14 protein-coding genes are annotated in these 15,710 nt (G+C 69.4%); 9 read left to right on the top strand and 5 right to left on the bottom strand.

The annotated features are described in order from the left end of the window. Window positions 1-103: 103 nt before the first annotated feature. Both FG99_RS29475 and FG99_RS29480 read left to right on the top strand, forming a co-directional pair. On the top strand, window positions 104-877 hold the full coding sequence (locus FG99_RS29475; protein WP_043273751.1) for a class II aldolase/adducin family protein: 774 nt from the start codon (window positions 104-106) through the stop codon (window positions 875-877). 82 nt (window positions 878-959) lie between these two features. Continuing rightward, entirely contained in the window at window positions 960-1,991 is a 1,032-nt protein-coding gene (locus FG99_RS29480; protein WP_043273754.1) for an ABC transporter substrate-binding protein, read from the top strand. Here FG99_RS29480 and FG99_RS29485 read toward each other — a convergent pair. From FG99_RS29485 to FG99_RS29495, 3 genes are all read right to left on the bottom strand, one after another. Beyond that, a complete protein-coding gene (locus tag FG99_RS29485) occupies window positions 1,988-2,617 on the bottom strand; it encodes a class I SAM-dependent methyltransferase (protein WP_043273758.1) in 630 nt (209 codons plus the stop codon). The two genes, FG99_RS29480 and FG99_RS29485, sit on opposite strands and share 4 nt — an antisense overlap. Before the next feature lie 404 nt (window positions 2,618-3,021). Further along, window positions 3,022-4,788 (bottom strand): acyl-CoA dehydrogenase C-terminal domain-containing protein, encoded by a 1,767-nt coding sequence (locus FG99_RS29490; protein WP_043273759.1) that lies wholly within the window; start codon window positions 4,786-4,788, stop codon window positions 3,022-3,024. A gap of 57 nt (window positions 4,789-4,845) precedes the next feature. Beyond that, window positions 4,846-6,468, bottom strand: coding sequence for an acyl-CoA synthetase (locus FG99_RS29495; protein WP_009620014.1), 1,623 nt, complete (start codon window positions 6,466-6,468; stop codon window positions 4,846-4,848). Between the two features lie 166 nt (window positions 6,469-6,634). Between FG99_RS29495 and FG99_RS29500 the strand changes: the two genes are divergently transcribed. The 5 genes from FG99_RS29500 to FG99_RS29520 all read left to right on the top strand — a co-directional run bounded on the left by FG99_RS29500 (window position 6,635) and on the right by FG99_RS29520 (window position 11,883). Beyond that, window positions 6,635-8,887 carry a PAS domain-containing sensor histidine kinase gene (locus tag FG99_RS29500; protein ID WP_043273760.1) on the top strand — a complete coding sequence of 751 codons (2,253 nt, stop codon included), beginning with the start codon at window positions 6,635-6,637 and terminating at the stop codon, window positions 8,885-8,887. A gap of 23 nt (window positions 8,888-8,910) precedes the next feature. Further along, entirely contained in the window at window positions 8,911-9,552 is a 642-nt protein-coding gene (locus FG99_RS29505) for a response regulator transcription factor (protein WP_043273761.1), read from the top strand. Window positions 9,553-10,008: 456 nt separating this feature from the next. After that, window positions 10,009-10,620 (top strand): eCIS core domain-containing protein, encoded by a 612-nt coding sequence (locus FG99_RS29510; protein WP_043273762.1) that lies wholly within the window; start codon window positions 10,009-10,011, stop codon window positions 10,618-10,620. Window positions 10,621-10,735: 115 nt separating this feature from the next. Beyond that, complete coding sequence (locus FG99_RS29515; protein WP_043273764.1) at window positions 10,736-11,632, top strand: universal stress protein; 897 nt, start codon at window positions 10,736-10,738, stop codon at window positions 11,630-11,632. Window positions 11,633-11,643: 11 nt separating this feature from the next. After that, window positions 11,644-11,883 (top strand): hypothetical protein, encoded by a 240-nt coding sequence (locus FG99_RS29520; protein WP_009620020.1) that lies wholly within the window; start codon window positions 11,644-11,646, stop codon window positions 11,881-11,883. A gap of 10 nt (window positions 11,884-11,893) precedes the next feature. On the opposite strand, the gene FG99_RS29525 is transcribed toward FG99_RS29520, so the two are convergent. Both FG99_RS29525 and FG99_RS29530 read right to left on the bottom strand, forming a co-directional pair. Next, window positions 11,894-12,082 carry a hypothetical protein gene (locus FG99_RS29525; RefSeq protein WP_009620021.1) on the bottom strand — a complete coding sequence of 63 codons (189 nt, stop codon included), beginning with the start codon at window positions 12,080-12,082 and terminating at the stop codon, window positions 11,894-11,896. A gap of 136 nt (window positions 12,083-12,218) precedes the next feature. After that, the gene (locus tag FG99_RS29530; protein ID WP_043273766.1) at window positions 12,219-13,424 is read right to left on the bottom strand and encodes an MFS transporter; all 1,206 of its coding nucleotides are present in this window, start codon (window positions 13,422-13,424) and stop codon (window positions 12,219-12,221) included. 470 nt (window positions 13,425-13,894) lie between these two features. Between FG99_RS29530 and FG99_RS29535 the strand changes: the two genes are divergently transcribed. Together FG99_RS29535 and FG99_RS29540 are read left to right on the top strand one after the other, a co-directional pair. After that, the gene (locus tag FG99_RS29535; RefSeq protein WP_043273768.1) at window positions 13,895-15,070 is read left to right on the top strand and encodes an acyl-CoA dehydrogenase family protein; all 1,176 of its coding nucleotides are present in this window, start codon (window positions 13,895-13,897) and stop codon (window positions 15,068-15,070) included. A 3-nt stretch (window positions 15,071-15,073) separates the two neighbouring features. Further along, window positions 15,074-15,709, top strand: coding sequence for a TetR/AcrR family transcriptional regulator (locus tag FG99_RS29540; RefSeq protein WP_081884758.1), 636 nt, complete (start codon window positions 15,074-15,076; stop codon window positions 15,707-15,709). Window position 15,710 lies beyond the last annotated feature (1 nt).

Consider the following 15,710-nt stretch of genomic DNA (forward strand, 5'->3'; position numbering starts at 1 on the left):
CACTCCAGCGCCCCTGTGCATGGCGGCCGGGGCGGGCGGCCCAGCACACTGCGGGGCACGACGCGGCAGCCAAGCCGCGCAAGCCTGATGACAAGGAACTGCCATGCGCGACACAGCTTACAACATCGACCCCGCGAGTATTTCCGCCGAAGAGTGGCAGGTGCGCTGCGACCTCGCCGCGCTGTACCGGCTGGTGGCGCACTTCCGCTGGACCGACCACATCGACACGCACATCTCCGCCCGCGTGCCGGGCGAGCCGGGGCACTACCTGATCAACCGCTACGGCGTGATGTTCCACGAGATGCGCGCTTCCGACCTGGTCAAGGTCGACCACGCCGGCGACGTCATCGACCCGCGCTTCGGCCCGGGCAGCGTCAACCGCGCTGGCTTCAACATCCACTCGGCGGTGCATGCCGGGCGCCCGGACCTGGCCTGCGTGATCCACACCCACACCGCCGCCGGCATCGCCGTGTCGGCCCTGGAAGAGGGCCTGCTGCCGATCAGCCAGCACGCGCTCAAGTACCACAACCGCCTGGGCTACCACGACTACGAGGGCATCGCCCTGGACCCGGACGAGCGCTCGCGCCTGGTCCGCGACCTCGGTTCGCACATGGCGATGATCCTGCGCAACCACGGCCTGCTGGCCACCGGGCGCTGCATCGCCGAGGCCTTCAACCAGATCTACTTCCTCGAACGCGCCTGCCAGGCCCAGGTCCAGGCCCTGGCCGGCGGCCGCCAGCTGCGCTACCCACCCGAAGCGGTACGTGAACGCGTCGCCGTGCAGGAGGAGGAAGCCCTGGCCGGCGGCCTGCACCTGCTGGCCTGGGAATCGGCCCTGCGCCTGATCGAGGATGGCGCGGCCGACTACCGCAGCTGACCCCTTCGCCTGCGTCCCGGCCCGCAGAGGCCGGGCGCCTAGCGTGCTTGCAATCTGCCAACAACAAAGCCAAGAGGTGGAAATGAAGAACCCGATAGCGGCGGCCCTGCTCATGGGCCTGGCGTCCGGCGCCATGGCGGCCGACCTGAGTGTGATCTCCTTCGGCGGCACCAGTAAGGACGTACAGACCGAAGCCTTCTACAAACCCTTCGCGAAGGCCACCGGCAACAAGGTGATCGCCGGCGAGTACAACGGAGAGATGGGCAAGATCAAGGCCATGGTCGACACCCACAGCGTCAACTGGGACGTGGTCCAGATCGAGGGCCCGGAGCTGCTGCGCGGCTGCGACGAGGGCCTGTTCGAGCAACTGGACCCGGCGCGCCTGGGCAATGCCGCCGACTTCGTGCCGGGCACCTTCTCCGACTGCGGCGCCGGCCTGCTGGTGTGGTCGATGGTCATGGCCTACGACAGCAAGCACCTCTCCGCCGCGCCCACGGGCTGGGCGGACTTCTGGGACACGAAGAAATTCCCCGGCAAGCGCGCCCTGCGCAAGGGCGCCAAGTACAGCCTGGAGATCGCCCTGCTGGCCGACGGCGTACCCCGGCAGGACATCTACAAGGTGCTGGCCACCCCCGAAGGCGTCGACCGCGCCTTCCGCAAGCTGGACCAGATCAAGCCGTCGATCCAGTGGTGGGAGTCCGGCGCCCAGCCCATGCAGTTCCTCGCCAGCGGCGACGTGGTGATGAGCACCGCCTACAACGGCCGGGTGTTCGCCGCCCAGGAGGAGGGCGCGCCGATGAAGGTGGTGTGGAACGACAGCCTCTACGCCATCGACTCCTGGGCCATCCCCAAGGGCAGCCCGAACAAGCAGGCGGCGGAGGACTTCATCGCCTTCTCGCTACGCCCGGAGCAGCAGAAGATCCACACCGTGAAGCTGGGCTATGGCTCGGTCAACACCAGGACCAACGCGCTGGTCGACCCGGCCCTGGTGGAGCGCCTGAACACCGCGCCGGCCAACCTGGAGCAGGCGGTGCCGGTGGACTTCGCCTTCTGGGTGGACCACGGCGAGGAGCTGGAACTGCGCTTCAACGCCTGGGCCGCCAAGGGCAGCTAACCGACGCGCCGCCACACGCTGGCCAGCCAGGGCTGCTGCTCGCGCGGCAGCCCGGCGGGCCGGTAGTAGTGTTCCAGCTGCTCGAAGCCTGCCGCTTCGAGCAGCTGTTTCCAGTTCTCCCAGTCGTGATAGGAACCGTAGCGCGGGCCGTTCCAGCCCTCGGCGTTGTCCCCGCGCGGGTTCGAGGCGAACAGCACGCCGCCGGGCTTGAGCGCCGCGCGCAGCTCGCCCAGCACCCGCGGCAGTTCCTGGCGCGGCACGTGGAACAGGCTGGCGTTGGCATAGATGCCGTCGAAGCGCGCCGCCGGCAGGTCCAGCGCCAGGAAGTCCTGCAGCCACACCTCGCAAGCACTGGCCTGGCGGGCCATTTCCACGAAGTCCGGACAGCCGTCCAGGCCCACCGGCGCATGGCCCAGGGCCTTGAAGGTGCACAGATCGCGGCCGGGGCCGCAGCCGAAATCCAGCAGGGCGAAGGGCGGCTCGCCGTGGATGTGCCGCAGCAGGGCGGCGATGTTCTGGCTGACGTCGTGGTCGCGGGTGCCTTCGCGGAAGGCCTCGGCGCTGTCCTGGTAGTGCTGCAGGGTGAGGCGGGAGATGTCGCGGAGGGTCTGGTCGTCTAGGGGCATGGCGGGCGTCGGTGGGTCGCTGGGGAGGTCATTCTACGCCGGGGTTTGGGGTGATGGGGGCTGGGGGGACTTGTAGGAGCGAGCTTGCTCGCGAACGGTGTTCTGCCGGTCGTGGGTGGTACCTGTGCTGCAGAGCGCCCTCTCCCTAACCCTCTCCCTGAAGGGAGAGGGGACTGTTCGGAGTGCTCGGGTATTTTGGAGTTAGCCGGCAACACTGATGGTCCCCGGCTGAAACCATTCCTTCTCTCGGCACGGACTAGCCCCCTCTCCCTCTGGGAGAGGGTTGGGGTGAGGGGACGGCGTTCATCCCGAACACAACTGCTACCGGCCGGCACCGTTCGCCAAAAATAAAAAAGCGCGGCACACCCCCAAAGGACTGGCCGCGCAACACGCTCAACAGGGAATCAGAACTGCTCAGCCTCCAGCGCATAGAGGCTTTCACTGCCAGCCCGCACCGCGCTGGCCAGGGACTGGGTGCGCGGCAGCAGGCGGGCGAAGTAGAAACGCGCCGTCGCCAGCTTGCCCTGGTGGAAGTCATCGGCCTGGCCGCTGGCGGCGCGGGCCATGCGCGCCCACATGTAGGCGTAGGCGGTGTAGCCGAACAGGTGCAGGTAGTCCACCGCCGCGGCGCCGGGTTCGCGCGGGTTTTCCTTGGCGCGCTCCTGGAGTTGCCGGGTGAGGGCTTCCAACTGCTCCAGGGCTTCCAGCAGCGGCGCGCTGAACTCGTCGCCCGCCGCGGCTTCGGCGAAGGCGCGGATTTCCCCGGCGAACAGCGCCAGCAGCTCGCCGCCGTTGGCCAGCACCTTGCGCCCGACCAGGTCCAGGGCCTGGATGCCGTTGGTGCCTTCGTAGATCTGCGCGATGCGCACGTCGCGCACCAGCTGTTCCTGGCCCCATTCGCGGATGTAGCCGTGGCCGCCGAACACCTGCTGGCCGTGCACGCAGCTTTCCAGCCCGGTGTCGGTGAAGAAGGCCTTGGCCACCGGGGTGAGCAGCGCCACCAGGCCTTCGGCGCGGGCGCGCTCTTCAGCGTCGTCGCCGTACTTGGCGATGTCCAGCTGCTGCCCCAGGTAGGTGGCGAAGGCGCGGCCGCCCTCGGTCAGGGCCTTCATGGTCAGCAGCATGCGGCGCACGTCGGGGTGATTGATGATCGGGTCGGCGGCCTTGTCCTTGGCCACCGGGCCGGTCGGGGCGCGGCTCTGGATGCGCTCACGGGCATAGCCCACGGCGGCCTGGTAGGACATCTCGGCGCAGCCGATGCCCTGGATGCCGATGGACAGGCGCTCGTAGTTCATCATGGTGAACATCGCCGCCAGGCCCTTGTTCGGCTCGCCGACCAGCCAGCCGGTGGCGCCGTCGAAGTTCATCACGCAGGTGGCCGAGGCCTTGATGCCCATCTTGTGCTCGATGGAGCCGCAACTGACCGGGTTGCGCGCGCCGAGGGAGCCGTCTTCGCCCACCAGCACTTTCGGCACGAGGAACAGCGAGATGCCCCGCGAGCCGGCTGGCGCGTCGGGCAGCTTGGCCAGCACCAGGTGGATGATGTTTTCGGTCAGGTCCTGCTCGCCGCCGGTGATGAAAATCTTGGTGCCGCTGACTTTGTAGCTGCCGTCGGCCTGGGGCTCGGCGCGAGTGCGGATCAACCCCAGGTCGGTGCCGGCGTGGGGTTCGGTCAGGCACATGGAGCCGGCCCAGCGGCCTTCGTACATGGCCGGCAGGTACTTCTGCTTCAACGCCTCGCTGGCGTGGGCGTCCAGCGCCAGGCAGGCGCCGGCGGAGAGGGTGGAGTAGAGGGCGAAGCTGGCATTGGCCGCGTAGACCATTTCCTCGAACTGCACCGAGAGCATCTTCGGCATGCCCAGGCCGCCGAAGTCCGGGTTGCCGGCCAGGCCGACCCAGCCGCCCTCGGCGTAGGTGGCGTAGGCCTCGCGGAAGCCGGCCGGGGTGCTCACCGCGCCGTCCTTCCATTGCGCACCCTGTTCGTCGCCGCTGCGGTTGAGCGGGGCGAGCAGGCCGCCGGTGATCTTCGCGGCTTCTTCGAGGATGGCCTCGGCGGTGTCGGCGTCCACCCGTTCGGCCAGGGCCGGCAGGCGGCGCCACAGGGCCGGGGCGTCGAACACGTCGGTGAGCAGGAAGCGCATGTCGCGCAGCGGAGCCTTGTAGTCGGGCATGAATGTACCTCGGCGCCCCGGCCTGGCCGGGGCGCTATCGCAAGTGGGAAGGGGAGGTCAGAGCTTCTGGGCCCAGTCGCGCAGGACGAATTTCTGCACCTTGCCGGTGGAGGTCTTCGGCAGCTCGGTGAAGACCACGGTCTTGGGCACCTTGAAGCCGGCCAGGTGTTCGCGGCAGAAGGCGATGACTTGCGCCGCCTCGGTGTCGGCGTGGCCGGCCTTGAGGGTGACGAAGGCGCACGGGGTTTCGCCCCAGCGCTCGTCCGGGCGCGCCACCACGGCCGCCTCCAGCACCGCCGGGTGGCGGAACAGCACGCCCTCGACCTCGATGGTGGAGATGTTCTCGCCGCCGGAGATGATGATGTCCTTCAGCCGGTCGCGGATCTCCACGTAGCCGTCGGGGTGCCACACCGCCAGGTCGCCGGTGTGGAACCAGCCGCCGGCGAAGGCTTCCTCGGTGGCGCTGGGGTTCTTCAGGTAGCCCTTCATCACGGTGTTGCCGCGCATGAAGATCTCGCCGACGCTCTGGCCGTCGCGCGGCACCGGCTCCAGCGTCTTCGGATCGGCGACCATCACGCCTTCCAGGGTCGGGTAGCGCACGCCCTGGCGCGACTTGATCCTGGCCCGCTCGTCCAGCGGCAGCTCGTCCCATTCCTCGTGCCAGGCGCACACGGTGACCGGGCCGTAGACCTCGGTGAGGCCGTAGACGTGGGTGACGCGGATGCCCATTTCCTCCACCGCGCCAATGACCTTGGCCGGCGGCGCGGCGCCGGCGACCATGGCGTGCACCGGGTGGTCGATGGCGGCCTTGGCCGAGTCGGGCATGTTGATCAGCGCGTTGAGCACGATGGGCGCGCCGCACATGTGGCTGACGCGGTGCTCGCGGATCAGGGTGAGGATCTTCTGCGGGTCGACGCGGCGCAGGCACACGTGGGTGCCGGCCAGCGCGGTGACCGTCCAGGGGTAGCACCAGCCGTTGCAGTGGAACATCGGCAGGGTCCACAGGTACACCGGGTGCTGGCCCATGGACCAGGTCATCTGGTTGCCCAGCGAGTTCAGGTAGGCGCCGCGGTGGTGGTAGACCACGCCCTTGGGGTTGCCGGTGGTGCCGGAGGTGTAGTTCAGCGAGATGGCGTCCCACTCGTCGCGCGGCCAGGCCCAGGCGTACTCGGGGTCGCCCTCGGCCAGCAGGGCCTCGTAGTCCAGGCTGCTGACCGGCTCGCCCTCGCCGTATTCCGGGTCGTCGACGTCGATCACCAGCGGCGGGTGGTCGAGCATGCCCAGGGCGGCGCGGATCACGTCGTGGAACTCGCGGTCGGTGATCAGCACCTTGGCCTCGCCGTGCTGCAGCATGAAGGCGATGGCCTCGGCGTCCAGGCGCACGTTGAGGGTGTTGAGCACCGCGCCGATCATCGGGATGGCGAAGTGCGCTTCGAGCATCTGCGGGGTGTTGGGCAGCATCACCGCGACGGTGTCGCCACGGCCGATGCCGCGCCAGGCCAGGGCCGAGGCCAGGCGGCGGCAACGCTGGTAGGTTTCGCGCCAGGTGCGGCGCAGGCTGCCGTGGATCACGGCGGTGCGGTCGGGGTAAACGCTGGCGGTGCGTTCGATGAAGCTCAGCGGGGTCAGCGCGGTATGGTTGACCGAGGCAGGCGCGAGACCCTGTTCGAAGATCGACATATGGACACCCTGTGGCTGATTGTTAGCTCATTGTTCTTGGCTGCCCGCAGGCGGGTCGGGCGGCTGATGGGGCGATTTATAGCAATGCCGAGATAGTTATGGAAGTACAACCATACGCTTATGGTATAAATACTATATTCCAATAAAAGCACCCGGAACTGCCTCCATGCCTGAACTCAACACCCTGGTGCGCCTGCTCCGCGAGCCCGCGCCGGCCGCCGCCCAGGCCGACGCGCTGCTCGCCCTGTGCCGCGCCCGCGCGCCCCTGGAGCGCGCGCTCTACCTGGCCTGGCGGCCGCGTTCGCGCAGCTACGAGGCGCTTGGCGACGAACGCCTGCCGCCGGGCGCCGGCGACCCGCTGCAGGCCAACGACGAGGCCCTGCATGCGGCCTTCGCCGGCCGCCGCGACATGCCCCTGGACGAACTGCTGGCGCTGCCCGGCTGGCTGGGCGGGCGCCTGCGCCGCGCCGGCTGGAGCCATGGCCTGGCCTTGAACCTGGCCCTGGGCGGCGAACCCGGGTTGTTGCTGCTGGCCGCGCGGGATGCCGCCGCCACGCCCTGGCTGGGCTGGGTCGGCGAGCTGCTGGGTGAAGTAATGGCGCTGGCCGGAGGCGCACGCCGCACCGCGCCGCTGCTGGCCGCCGAGCCGCTGCCGGCGTTGCTGCTGGATGGCGACGGGCAACTGCTCGACGGCAACCCGGCGCTGCATGGCCTGGCCGCCGAACTGGGCCTGGACGACGTGCGCGAGCTGCTGCCGAGCAACCACCGCGAGCTGCTGCGCAGTTGCCTGGCCCAGGCCCGCGCGGTGCAGGACGCGCCCAGCGAGCAGGGCGGCCGGCACTTCCTCTGGAGCTTCATCCCCGACGCCGGCCAGGCCGAGGTGCTGGTGCGCGGCCGCGAGGCCAGCGCGCAGATCCAGGGCGAGCGCGAGGCGGCCCAGGCGCGGCGGCTGTACCGGCAGATCATCGAGAACACCAGCGACCTGATTTCCCGCCGCACCCTCGACGGCGTCATCCTCGACGCCTCGCCCTCGTCCTGGCCGCTGCTGGGTTACTGGCCGGAGGAGATGCGCGGCCAGTCGGTGCTGCCGCTGCTGCACCCGGACGACCGCAAGCGCGTGGCCCGCCACACCCGCGACGCCCTGGAGCAGGACGGCTACGCGACCCTGACCTACCGCCTGCGCCACCGCGACGGCCACTACCTGTGGTTCGAGACCGCCAGCCGCGCCATCCGCGAGACCTACACCGGGGCGGTGGTGGAGGTGGTCAGCGTGTCCCGCGACATCACCGCGCGGGTGCGCGCCGAGGAGAACCGCCGGCGCCTGGCCGAGGTGGTGGAGGCCAACGCCGACCTGGTGCTGTTCGTCGATGCCGGCGCCCGCCCCAACTACGCCAACCCGGCGGCGCGCAAAGCGCTGAACCTGGGCGAGGACAGCCTGCCGGAAAGCCTTGCCGGGCTGTTCGACGAAGCCCTGCTGCAACGCCTGGCGGAGGAGGGCTGGAAGGCGGCCGACAGCCAGGGCGTGTGGCGCGCCGAGGGCCAGCTGCGGCCGCTGGGCGATGGCGCGCCGGTGCCGGTGTCGCTGGTGCTGCTGGGCCACCGCGCGGCCGGCGGCGAGCGCTACTACTCGCTGGTGGCCCGCGACATGACCGAGCGCGAACTGCGCGAGCACCAGCAGCGCCGCCACCAGGACGAGCTGGCCCACAGCGCGCGCCTGGTCACCCTCGGCGAGCTGGCTTCGGGCATCGCCCACGAGATCAACCAGCCGCTGGCCGCGGTGGTCAACTACGCCGGCGCCAGCCAGCGCTACCTGGCGGCCCTGGGCAGCAACCCGGAGGCGGCGCAGCGCGTGGCCCAGGGCCTGGCGCGCATCACCGAGCACGCCAACCACGCCTCGGAAGTCATCCGCCGCCTGCGCGCCTTCCTGCGCAAGGGCCAGCGCCGCCTGCAGGCGCTGGACGTCAACGAACTGGTGCGCGAGTCCCTCGGCCTGTGCGCCTGGGAAGCGGGGCAGGGCGGGGTAGCCATCGGCCAGGTGCTGGCGGAGAATCTGCCGCCGGTCTACGCCGACCGGGTGCTGCTGCAACAGGTGCTGCTGAACCTGCTGCGCAACGCCATCGAGGCCAACCGCGAGCGCCACGCCTGCGCGCCTTCGGCCATCGCCATCGGTTCGGCGCTGGAGGCGGACGGCCGGCTCTGCGTGTGGGTGGAAGACAACGGCCCGGGGGCCGACGAAGAGACGCTGGGGCGCATGTTCACGCCCTTCTACAGCAGCAAGCCGGACGGCCTGGGCCTGGGGCTGTCGATGAGCCGCGGCATGGTAGAAGGCTTCGGCGGCACCCTGGACGCGCGCCCGGCGGCCGACGGCCTGCGCCTGGAATGCCGGCTGCCGGCTGCCGGCGAAGGGGGCAAGGCATGATGGAAAAAGCACAGGAGCAGGGCATGGAAGTACCGCAAGAGGCGGTGGTGTATGTGGTGGACGACGACCCGGGCATGCTCGAGTCCACCGTCTGGCTGTTCGAGTCGGTGGGCCTGAAGGCGCTGCCCTTCACCAGCGGCCGCGACTTCCTCGAAGCCTGCCCGGCCGACGCCCACGGCTGCGTGCTGCTGGACGTGCGCATGCCCGGCCTGGGCGGCCTGAGCGTGCAGGAGGAAATGCGCCGGCGCGGCCTGGAGCTGCCGGTGATCTTCGTCAGCGGCCACGCCGACGTGCCCATCGTCATCCGCGCCTTCAAGGCCGGCGCGCTGGACTTCATCGAGAAGCCCTACAACGAGCAACTGCTGCTAGACAGCGTGCAGCAGGCCCTGCAATCCCGCGCCCGCCAGCACGCCTCGCAGGCCGGCCTGGGCGAGGTGGACGAACGCCTCGCCGCACTCACCCCGCGCGAGCGCGACGTGCTGCTGCCGCTGGTGCGCGGCTACACCAACCGCGAGGTGGCGGAGCAGCTGGACATCAGCGTGAAGACCGTGGACCTGTACCGGGCGCGGGTGATGAAGCGCATGCAGGCGCAGACCCTGGCCGACCTTGTGGGGATGGCGATCGCCGCGGGGCTGGTGGACCCGCTGCGGTTGAGGTCTGAGTAGGCCTGGAGCACCCTCACCCCAGCCCTCTCCCAGAGGGAGAGGGGGCTGTTCGGTGTCAACCTGTAGGAGCGGGCCCTGCCCGCGATTCGCGCGCAGGGCGCGCTCCTACAGGGCAATGGCGCGGGCGGCGCCGCGTAGGAGCGGATCTTATCCGCGATCCGCGCCGGAGGCTCCGGTTATCGCGGATAAGGCCCTACGACTGTACTTGCATGGAGCCGTAGGGCGGATAACCGTTCGCGGTTATCCGCCGATACACCGGGGCCATAGCCAACGCCAAGGTCAACCCTGGCGCCGCCGGAAGCCAAGGCCAAACGGCGGATAACGCCATAGGCGTTATGCGCCCTACGTGAAACGCCGCTGACCACCGGGGCATCCCCGGGGAGCTAACCCCCCACCGCCGTTGTCTGAAACAACACGGGTATACTCGCCCGCCTGCCCGAACCCCAGGAGCCCCGCTTGTCGAAGTCCCGTCCGTCGCGTCCGCTGCTTTCACTGGTCCTTGCCGCCGGCCTCAGCGCCAGCGCGGCGCTGTATGCCTGCCCGGCCGGGCAGTCGGAGGTCTGCCTGGGCGGCTGCATCTGCGTGGCCGACCCCAATGGGGTGTTCGGCGTGCTCCAGGAAGATGCGCGCAACGTCGCCGCACCCGCCTTGGCGCAGTGGCTCAGCCAGTCCCGCGAGCGCATGGTGGCCGCCGGTGTGCAGCCGCTGCCGCTGGACCTGCGCGTGCAACTGCAGGCCTGGTACCCGGACGACCTGCTGCAGGCGGTGCGCTACCGCGTCGGCCAGGGCCAGGACGTCGACGCCGCCAGCGCCATGCTGCAGAACCAGGACGTGGTCGCCGTGACGCTGATCGACGTGGTGGTGTTCCGCAACGAGGACGACGCGCTGCACAACCTGGCCCTCTGGGCCCACGAGCTCAAGCACGTGCAGCAGTACCGCGAACTGGGCGTGGACGGCTTCGCCCGCCAGTACGTGCGCAACTTCAGCGCCCTGGAAGACCCGGCCTACGCCATCCAGAACCAGGTTTCCCGGGAAGTGCGCAGCGCCCGGGCGCCGGCCGGCGACTAGCCGGGTTCGCCGCCGGTTGGCAGGCGCTGCGGCGCGTTTGATGCACATCAAGGGGCCGATAACGACGAAGGCGCAGGCTTAGGGCACAACCCCTGTCCCCCTCCGGAGGTCCCCCATGAACGCCTACACGCGCCTGCTGCTGATCTGCGATCCCCTGCTCCGTGACTCCGCCGCCATGGCGCGGGCCAAGGCCCTGGCGCTGGCCGGTGGCGGCCACCTGCACATGGTCACCCTGGATGCCCTGCCGGTGGGCCTGGGCGTGCTCGACAGCGTGCTGCAGACCCGCGCCCGTGAAGAAACCCGCCTGCGCCAGGAGCGCTGGCTGGAGGAACGCGCCGGGGAGCTGCGCGCCCAGGGCATCGAGGTCGGCGTCGAGGCGATCTGGACCGAGAACCCGCTGGAGGAGGCGCTGCGCCTGGTGGAGCAGCACGGCATCGACCTGGTGGTGAAGGACAGCCAGTACGAGCCGGCCCTGAGCCGGGCGATCATGACGCCGCTGGACTGGCAACTGCTGCGCCGCTGCCCGGTGCCGCTGCACCTGGTCAGCACCGCCGACAACCCGCGCCCGCAGCGGGTGCTGGCCGCGCTGGACCTGTCCCAGGACGACGTGCTCGTCGACCAGTTGAACGACCATATCGTCGAGTCGGCGCAGGCCCTGGCCCGGCAGTGCGGCGCCGAGCTGCACCTGCTGCAGGCCTATGACCTGGCCAGCGGCTACCTGGCCTATGCCGCGGGGCCCGTGGCCTGGTCGCCGGAAGTCGCCGAGCAGATGAGCGGCCGCTCGCGCCAGCGCATGGACCGCATCGGCGAGCGCTTCGGCGTCGGCCGGCCCTACCAGCACCTGGTCAAGGGCGCGGCCACCCAGGTCATCAGCGAATTCGCCAACGAGAAAAGCTTCGACGTGGTGGTCATGGGCACCCTCTACCGCCCGGGCCTGGCGAAGATCATCGGCAGCACCACCGAACAGGCGCTGTACCGGGTGCACTCGGGCATTCTCGCGGTCCGGCCCTGAGGCGCGCGGCCATGAAGATGGTCGCGTTCCTCGCCCTGCTGCTGTCGCTCTGGGCCATCGCCGTGGTGGCCTGGATGATGCTGCGCTACACCCCCGCCGGCGGCGACGCCCAGTACGTGTTCCTCTGGGACCGCTGGGAGAACCGCGTGTGCCTGGTGTCCATCGGCAACCCGTCGCGGATCATCTGCGACCCGCGCTCGCTCTGGGTGGAACAGCAGAAGGACGACGGGCCCACGGCGCGTCGCCCTTGATAGCAGGCGCTCAGCTGCCGTGGCGCCGTTGCTCGGCGTCGCGGCGACGGGCCTCGGCCAGCGCGTGGGGCGCGGCCAGGCGTTGCTGCAGGCGCTCCAGGTAGTCGCGGGCCTGGGTTTCGTCGTGGAAGGGCACCCGGAACTGGTCGAGCTGGACGTAGCAGTGGCCATCGCGGGTGTGCAGCAGTTGCGTGCGCATGGAAGCCTCCTGGCGGAGCCGGCGGGGAAGTGGACTGCAACCACTTGTACGCCGCGCAGGGGGCGACGGCTTGATCCGCATCAACCTAGCGCAGCGGGCGCTGCCGGCCACAGCCGGACGGCAGCGCGGCGCTTTCTCAGCAGTCGCCCTGCAGGGCGGCCCTTTCCTGGCGGCGGCTGCTGGCCAGGGAGATCGACCAGAGCACGAAACCGCCGATGGCCAGCAGGCTGCCCACCCAGCCCGGCGAGGTCCAGCCGTAGCCGGCGGCCAGGGCCAGGCCGCCGAGGAACGGGCCCAGGGCGTTGGCGAAGTTGAAGGCCGAGTGGTTCAGCGCCGCGGCCAGGCCCTGGGCGTCCTCGGCCACGTCCATCAGGCGCGTCTGCAGCACCGTGCCCAGGGCGCCGCCGAAGCCGACGAAGAACACGCAGACCGCGATACTCCAGATGTTGCCGGCGGTGAACGGGAAGATCGCCAGCACCACCGCGCTCCACACCAGCAGGCCGCCGGCGGTGGGCATCAGCGCGCGGTCGGCGAGCACCGGGATGAACATGTTGCCGAGGGTCATGCCGACGCCGAACACCGCCAGCACCAGCGGCACCACGGCGGGGGAGACGTGGGTGACCGCGCCGAGGATGTCGGCCAGGTAGGTGTACACCGCGAACAGGCCGCCGAAGCCGATGGCGCCGATGCCCAGGGTCAGCCACACCTGGCCGCGCTTCAGCGCGCCCAGCTCGCGCAGCGGGCTGGCGCCGGCCTCGGGCGGCGAGTAAGGCGCCAGCAGGCGCACGCAGAGCATGGTGGTCACGCCCAGGGCGGCGACCAGTGCGAAGCTCCAGCGCCAGCCCAGGGCCTGGCCCAGCCAGTTGGCCAGGGGCACGCCGACGATGGTGGCCACGGTCAGGCCGAGGAACATCCGCCCGACCGCCACCGTGCGCCGATGCGGCGGCACCAGCGAGGCGGCCACCAGCGCGGCGATGCCGAAATAGGCGCCATGGGGCAGGCCGCTGATGAAGCGGAACAGCAGCATCCAGTGGTAGGTCGGCGCCAGCGCGCTGAGGCCGTTGCCGATGGCGAACAGCCCCATCAGCAGCACCAGCAGGGTGCGCCGCGGCAGGCGCGCGCCGAGCACCGCCAGCAGCGGCGCGCCCACCACCACGCCCAGGGCGTAGGCGCTGATCACATGGCCGGCGGTGGGCGCATCGATGCCCAGGGCCGGGGCGAAGAGCGGCAGCAGGCTCATGGTGGCGAACTCGGTGGTGCCGATGGCGAAGCCGCCCACGGCGAGGGCGAATAGCACCAGGGCCGCACCGCGGCTGCGCGGTTCGGTTGTGGAGGTAGTCATCAGGGGTCCTTTGGTCTTATGCGGTGCGCCGGGGCGCGGCTGTCACGGGGAGCACGGTCAAGGCAGTGACCGACAGCGAAAGGACGCACAGGATAGCAGAAGGTTCCGCCGGGGTGGACGGAAGGCTCGGAATAGACGGGTAGGGCGTTGGTCGTTTGGGCTGGGTAAAGCGGCATCCATGTCTGTAGGAGTGTTCCTGGTGGGCGTGTCTGTCAGGGTGATGGGTATCGCTTCGCTCCACCCATCCTACGTCAGGGTTGGCGCTGCTTTGCGGGACGGAGGTTGGGTCGGGAAGCGTCGGCGGAAGGGGGCTGGAGAGGGGCGGCATCTTGCCTGGCGGGCAGCGGGAGGGGCTGCCGGCGGGGTGATGACGGATTTGGATACTGAGTAGTATGTTGATCGCAAGACGGGATTCCGGCCTGCCCGGGATGCGTCGTCACTTTTCGAAAACCTACTCGGTAGTATTTCCGATGAGCATCATCTGGAGCCCACCGCTGACCGCCGACGAGCGCCGCTGGCAGGAGATCGCCCGGCTGCTCGGCGAGCGGCATTTCCGCCCGCTGGCCGCCGAGATCGACCGCGACCAGCGCTACCCGCTGGAACACCTGCCCGTGCTGCTGGAAAACCGCCTGAGCGGCATGTTCGTGCCCCGCGAACATGGCGGCGAAGGGGCATCGCTGTGCGCGCTGGTGGCCGTGGTCGAGGAGCTGGCGCGCGGCTGCGCTTCCACCGCTGCGATCATGGCGGCCTTGTCCCTCGGCGCGTTCCCCGTGCTGCTCGGCGGCAGCGACGCGCAAAAGCGCCGGCTGCTGGGCGGGCTCGCCGAAACCGGGGCCGCGGTGAACTTCGCGCTCAGCGAGCGTGGCGCCGGTTCCGACCCCGCCGCCCTGCAGACCACCGCCACCCGTTCGGGCAAGGGCTGGCGGATTCGCGGCGAGAAATGCTGGCTGGGCAACGGCGGCCACTCCCGGCACTTCATCGTCTTCGCCACCACCGGCGAGAACGCCGGCAGGAAGGCCATCAGCGCCTTCGTCGTGGCCCGCGACGCCGAGGGCGTGGTGATCGACCACTACGAAGACAAGTTGGGCATCCGCGGGACCACCACCACCAACCTGAAGCTGGACACCTACGTCGGGGACGACGCCATCGTCGGCGAGGCCGGCAAGGGCCTGGGCCTGGCGCTGGCCACCCTCGGCGTGGGCCGCGTGGTCATCGCCGCCCAGGCCAACGGCATCGCCCTGGCGGCATTCGAGGAGGCCGCGGCCCATGCGGTGGAACGCAGCACCTTCGGGCGGCCGATCATCGACCACCAGGGCGTCGGCTTCAAACTGGCCGACGCCGTCACCTCGCTGTCCGCGGCCCGCATGCTGACCTACGAAGCCGCCCGCGCATACGACCGCGGCGACGACATAACCGGGCTGGGGGCGATGGCCAAGCTGTTCTCCAGCGAATCTTCCCACCGCATTGTGGACGATGCCCTACAGATTCTGGGTGGCCGGGGCTACGTAAAGCCCAGTGCGATGGAACGTTATTATCGCGACCAGCGGATCACCGAAATCTACGAAGGCACTTCGGAGATCCAGCGAGTGGTCCTGGCGCGCCAGGTAAAACATTCGTTGTGTGCAAACCCGAACAAGAAGGAATGAAGTGTGGCCAATAAATCCGTCCGTTACGAAAACATGCCGCTGCGTCAGTCGGCGATATTGGATGCCGCGGCAGAGGCGTTTTCCAGAGTTGGTTATGAAGCAACTTCGATCGATTACGTGGCGGACCAGATACAGGCTACCAAGGGCAGTGTCTATTACTACTACCGGAGCAAGGGGGACCTGTTCGCCGCCGTGCACCGGCGGGCCATGGAAATGAACCTGGAAAGCGTTGCGCCCATCGCCGCGGACGTAGCCCTGGGCGCGGACCAGCGGCTGCGGCGGATGGCGATCGAACATACCCGGCTGATGATGGAATACACGTCCTATCAGCGGGTGACCGTGCAAGGCGTCGAGATGCACCTCACCGGCAGCCTGACCGATGCCCAGCGCGCCGAGATGCAGCGGCTCATCGTCATGCGCGACGAATACGAAGCGTTGTTTTGCGAAGTGATAGAGGAGGGAATCGTCGCCGGCATATTCAAGTCCGTCGATTCGCACCTGTTGGTCAAGCCGCTGTTGGGGGCATTGAACTGGACGACCATGTGGTATCGCCGGCAACCGGGCGAAACGGATATGCAGCGGCTGAAAGTTGCAGAAGAGATTGCGGATTACGTCGTAGATGGTCTCAGGCAAACCTAAA

Origin of the sequence: Pseudomonas sp. AAC, from assembly GCF_000725445.1 — a bacterium.
GTDB lineage: Bacteria > Pseudomonadota > Gammaproteobacteria > Pseudomonadales > Pseudomonadaceae > Pseudomonas > Pseudomonas citronellolis.